Origin of the sequence: Anaerorhabdus sp. (genome assembly GCF_036657415.1) — a bacterium.
Taxonomy (GTDB): domain Bacteria; phylum Bacillota_I; class Bacilli_A; order Erysipelotrichales; family Erysipelotrichaceae; genus Anaerorhabdus.
The window spans coordinates 1-5,384 of the sequence record NZ_JAVXGL010000107.1 but is presented as its reverse complement, the minus strand read 5'-3'; the positions used below and the strand labels follow the sequence as shown (position 1 = coordinate 5,384).

Here is a 5,384-nt window from a genome sequence, read left to right as displayed (position 1 = left end):
CAGTTAATAATATAAGCAAGTTGTGCTCCAATAAAGTGTTCTGCTGGAATAATTAACATGTTGGCTCCTGCATCAGCGATTTGCTCAATAAACATCTTGTCCATACTAACTGAATAAATATGACATTCAATATCTTTGTCAGTTTCAGGGCGAATACCTGCAATGATTTGGTGACCTCCCATTAATTTCATGTTTTGAAGATCGTGCATATCTGCAGCGTCTGAATGTATGTAATCAACTCCTGCGTCACTAACCTCTTTAACTAAATCAGCAATTCTTCCGTAATTTAAATGTGCTAAACCTGCAGCAATTTTAATATGTTTCATAATTAATTCCTCCTTCTTTATGCACCCTTATTGTACGGTTTATATAAAATTAACGCAAGAAGGGTTGCTTGTATACACTATCCTTAATATTAAGGCAATTTGTAAACATTCCCAATATGTTCCATTGTAAATAATTACCACAAAGAAATGGTAGTTGAATGTGATGCAAAGCATTGAAAAACAATAGATAATTGTATACTATGTATATGTAAGATATATAGGAGGTAATGACAATGTTTGGTTTTAAGAAAAAAGAAGAGAAACGTGAAGAATTAGTTGCGCCTATTACAGGGAAATTAATCCCTATTGAAGAAGTTAGCGACCCTGTCTTCTCAGAAAAGATGATGGGAGACGGTTTTGCAATTGCCTCTACGGGAGATTGTGTTTATGCTTGTGGAAATGCAACGGTGTCTATGCTATTTCCAAGTAATCATGCTGTAGGTTTAACATTAGATGATGGAATGGAAATCTTATTACATGTTGGAATTGATACAGTTAATGAAAATGGAAAAGGATTTACTTGTTATTGCGAACAGGATAAAAAAGTGTTAAAAGGCGATAAATTATTATCATTTGATCGTCCTTATTTAACAGAAAAAGGATATGATTTAACATTAATAGCAGTCTTTACTAATAAACATTCATATAAAGAATTTAAAGGAACTGGTAAGTCAGAACTTATTGGTGGAAAAGATATCGCAGTAACTTATACAAAATAAAAGCATTGCACAAGTGTTACTTGTGCAATGCAGTTTTATAATTCAATGGATCGTTTTTAATTTTATAATATTCTAAAATAATATCTTTTATTCTAAGAATATCATAATCGTGTAAAATAGAATTTACTTGAATAATTGGAATCGTTGTTTTTAAATTTAATTGGATTGTTGAAATTATTAAATCAATATTTTCTAAATCAGTATCATAGATGGAAAAGAAAGTTTCTTGTGCAATGATTTTGATTTCAGGTATTTGAGTGGAAACTTTTTGAACGATTAAATTACTGACCCCAACACCCCCGTGACTTACAACAATTGTTCTTAGTGGTAATTTCATACGTTCAAGAGCAGTCGCTAAATGCAAGGCAAGATAACTTATTTCATCATCACTAACATGGCAATGAAAATGTTCTTCAATACAAGAAATGCTGTTCTTAGTAATATCAAAGGTATGTTGATATTGACTTAATACTTCTGACATTAAAGGATTCTCATTAGGGATACCATGCCGAAATCGCGTAATTGCAGGAGTAAGATGAGTAAACAGAGCTTCTCTTAAAAAGGTATCTTGTTCAAAAGGTAACTGTAATTCATTTGACCAAGATTGAATTAATTTATCACTGATTAAATAGGCTTCCTTCTTATCTTCTATTGTAAGATCACTACTGTTCTGTAAAGAAAGGAAGTAGACTTGAAGATAACGGATTTCCATTTCTGGAAATGGAACGCGATAATGATTTGTTAAACGATCGGTGATTTGTCTTGTATCATTATAAAATGGTTCACTTTTTAATTCAGAAATAAACGTATCTGATAGTGTAACAAAATGATTTTCTTGGATTCTTAAAAATGAAATAAAAGTACGCAACAGAAGCAATACGATAGGTTGGAAGGTAAGTGAATTAATATACGTATTTCCAGAGCGTAATATGCAGGCAACAAAGTCATGAACTTCATCATCACTTACTTCTAAGCCAGGAAATACAAAGGAGCCATCACAAGGATAATCAGGGTTTCTTACAATATCAATAAACTTTTGATATCCGTTATCATGCAACATAAGTTCCAAAAGAAGGTTACGCATACTTCGCTCTTTTCCTTCAATACTAATACCGTTATTGTTTTTACGGCGTAATACAATTTTATAAATTTCCAAATCATTTGTTAAAGCTAGAATATCTTTATGGATGGTAGCACGTGACACATATAACTGATTAGATAATTCATAAATTCGACAGTTATCAAAAGCTAATAATTGCATACCAATAAAAATTTTGCGAGCTTCTGGTGAATAATCAACAATTGATTTGTTTTTTTCATTAACAATTGCTTTAATTTGAAGCTTATCATTTTTTGAACCATCAATTTTAATACCTACACCAGTTTTTTTAATTAATTGTAAGTTATTTCCATTTAACCATTCCGCAACTAGCAATAGATCATTGCGTATTGTTTTGTTAGAAACTTTTAATTGTAGAGATATATCGTCAATTGTAATGTAAGAATCTTGTTTTAATAGCACATCAACAATTTTCATAACACGTTTATTTATCATAGGGAATAACCTCCTATTAGCACTATACGGTGGATAAACTTTGATGTCAAGTAGAAGTGCTTGGTAAATAAATAAAAAAATAGGGAGAATATTATGAAGAATATAAAATTAGAAATTGAAAATATGAAAGAAGAATTATTAAAGGATTTAGAAACACTTGTTTCGATTCCTTCTGTTTTAGATATTAAGTCGAAGGAAAAAGGAGCTCCGTTTGGAAAAGAAATTCGTAATGTATTTGATGCGTTTGAGAAAATCGCTAAACGAAAAGGGTTTATCGTAAAAGATGATGATGGATATGCAATAGACGCTCAAATTGGAGTAGGTGAAGATTATATTGGAGTACTAGCCCATCTAGATGTAGTGGAAGCATTTGAAAAAGCTAAATGGAACAGTAAGCCTTTTTCATTAAAAGAAGAAAATGGAATCTTATATGGTAGAGGTGTAAACGATGATAAAGGACCATTGTTAGCAGCACTTTATGCAATGGAATTGATTCAAAAACAAAATCTAAAACTAAAATATCCAATACGATTAATTGCTGGAGGAGCAGAAGAAACAACCTGGGAATGTATGGAACATTACTTTAAAGGACATAAACAACCTATTTGTGGATTTTCGCCCGATGGAAATTTTCCAATTGTTAATGGAGAAAAAGGAATTCTACAATTTGCATTTCATTTTCCTTTAGATGAAACTAAAATGCAAATTAGATGTGGGGAACGCTTGAACTTTGTTTGTGATGCATTGGAATTGCTTACCCCAACGCAAAGTATCGCCTTTCATGGGAAACGTGCCCTATCTAGAAATCCACAGCGTGGAGAAAATGCCATTTTTGCTTTTGTTAAGCAGTGTAAAGGAAACGCAAAATATGAAAGTCCATTTTATTTTATGATGGAAATGTTAAACAATGAATTTCTAGATGATTTTTATGGTAAGAAAAGTGGGTTATTTGCCGAAGATAAAGAAATGGGCACAACTTCTGTATGCCCTATGTCAATTACTTGGAATCAAAGCAAACGTGAAGTGTGTATTGATATTCGTTATGTAAAAAGCATAAGCGAAGAAGAAATCATTAATAAGTTGAATGAAATAGCAAAAAGATACCATGCTAATTTAGAAATCATTAAAAGAAAAAAATTATTATTTGTTAACGAAGATAGTACATTAGTAACTTCATTAAAGAAAGCATATACCAAAGTGACCTATGAGGAAAGTGAAACGTTTACTAAAGGTGGCGCTTCTTATGCACGTGTTTTAGATAATGGAATTGCATTTGGTGCAACATTTCCTGATGAAGACCCATTTCCACACATGCCAAACGAACATATGTCGATAAATTCTTTATTAAAAGCTTGTGAGATATATTATGAAGCATTGTGCTTATTAGCGGTAGATGAAGAAAACTAATAAATCTTTCATTGATGATAAATTGCCACATTAATAAAGAAATGTCTTGTGTCACTAGTTCCTAGAACCGTTAACGTTCACATGATAAAATGTAAGCGTAAACAAAAGGAGGAACAAGCTATGAAAAATATTCAGGCAAAATTACAAACATTTGCCGGAGCAATGATGGTACCAATCATACTACTTGTATTAGTTGGATTCTTTGTTGGAGTAGGTAGTGCATTCACAAACTACATATTACCAAAAGGAAATATCTTATACAATTTGTTCACAATGATCACGAATATTGGATTTATGTTCATGAACAATTTACAGTTATGGTTTGCGGTTGCAATTGCTTTCACATTAGCAAAAAAGGAAAAAGGATGGGCAGCGTTCGCTGGACTAATCTTATTCTTCGCTTTCATTAGGGGAATTGAAGGATGGGCATCTTTACAAGGATGGACAGCAGAAACAACGGCAGTCGATGCGTTAGTTAAATCTGGCTATACACACGATGCTGCATTAAACTTCAATGCTTTATGGTCATCTTCTCTAGGGATGTATACGTACAACATGGGAATTTTCTCAGGTCTAGTAACTGGACTAGTAGCAGCAGCAATTCACAACAAATTTGTGGATACAAAATTGCCAGCAATGTTTGGTTTCTTTGCTGGAACTAAAATGGTAATTATTATAGTTACACTTGTATCAATTCCTTTAGCAATTGGTTTCTATTATGTATGGCCATATGTTGCAGGAGCTTTACAAAGTGTTACAGGATTTATTAGAACAAGTGGATTATTTGGAACGTTTGTATTCGGTACATTAGATAAAATGTTACTACCATTTGGAATTCATCATTTAATTGCTTTCCCACTTGAATATACTAAAGTAGGTGGTGTTATGACAATTGATGGCACTGTATTTGAAGGAGTAAGAAACATTATGAATGGGCAAGCTGCAAGTGCAGATGCTACAGGATATATTACTAGAAACTTTACAAACGGACGTTTGTTGTTCCAATTAGCAGGATTACCAGGAGCAGCATTTGCAATGTATCGTTGTGCTAAAAAAGAGAATCGTAAGAAAGTAGCAGCATTATTAGTGCCTTCTATCTTTACTTTAGCATTGGTAGGAATTTCAGAACCAATTGAATATACGTTCTTATTTGTTGCGCCAGCATTATATTGGCTAGTGTATGCACCACTTTGTGGATTATGTTACGTAGTAGCAGAAATCACACAGATTTCAATTAATGGAACGGCATTATTCTTCATGATTCCAAACTTATTCCAACCTCATAAAGTTCATGCAATGGCAGCTTTATGGTTATTACCATTAACATTTATTGTTTATTATTTTGTGTTTAAATATGCAATTATAAAATTTAATTTA

At 32.3% G+C, this 5,384-nt stretch carries 4 protein-coding genes and 1 pseudogene; 3 read left to right on the top strand and 2 right to left on the bottom strand.

The window, feature by feature from the left end; all coding sequences use genetic code 11:
* Positions 1–326, bottom strand: a pseudogene (locus RSB60_RS10675) (pentose-5-phosphate 3-epimerase); the annotation flags it as partial.
* A 233-nt stretch (positions 327–559) separates the two neighbouring features.
* On the opposite strand from RSB60_RS10675, the gene RSB60_RS10670 reads away from it, so the two are divergent.
* Positions 560–1,045, top strand: a complete 486-nt coding sequence (locus tag RSB60_RS10670; RefSeq protein ID WP_332616258.1) for a PTS sugar transporter subunit IIA — start codon at positions 560–562, stop codon at positions 1,043–1,045.
* Between the two features lie 16 nt (positions 1,046–1,061).
* Here the strand turns inward: RSB60_RS10670 and RSB60_RS10665 are convergent, their stop codons facing one another.
* Positions 1,062–2,600 carry a BglG family transcription antiterminator gene (locus tag RSB60_RS10665; RefSeq protein ID WP_332616256.1) on the bottom strand — a complete coding sequence of 513 codons (1,539 nt, stop codon included), beginning with the start codon at positions 2,598–2,600 and terminating at the stop codon, positions 1,062–1,064.
* Between the two features lie 93 nt (positions 2,601–2,693).
* Between RSB60_RS10665 and RSB60_RS10660 the strand changes: the two genes are divergently transcribed.
* Positions 2,694–4,007 (top strand): Sapep family Mn(2+)-dependent dipeptidase, encoded by a 1,314-nt coding sequence (locus RSB60_RS10660; protein WP_332616254.1) that lies wholly within the window; start codon positions 2,694–2,696, stop codon positions 4,005–4,007.
* Positions 4,008–4,127: 120 nt separating this feature from the next.
* Positions 4,128–5,384: PTS transporter subunit EIIC (locus RSB60_RS10655; protein ID WP_332616252.1), on the top strand; the 1,257-nt coding region annotated here is incomplete at its 3' end.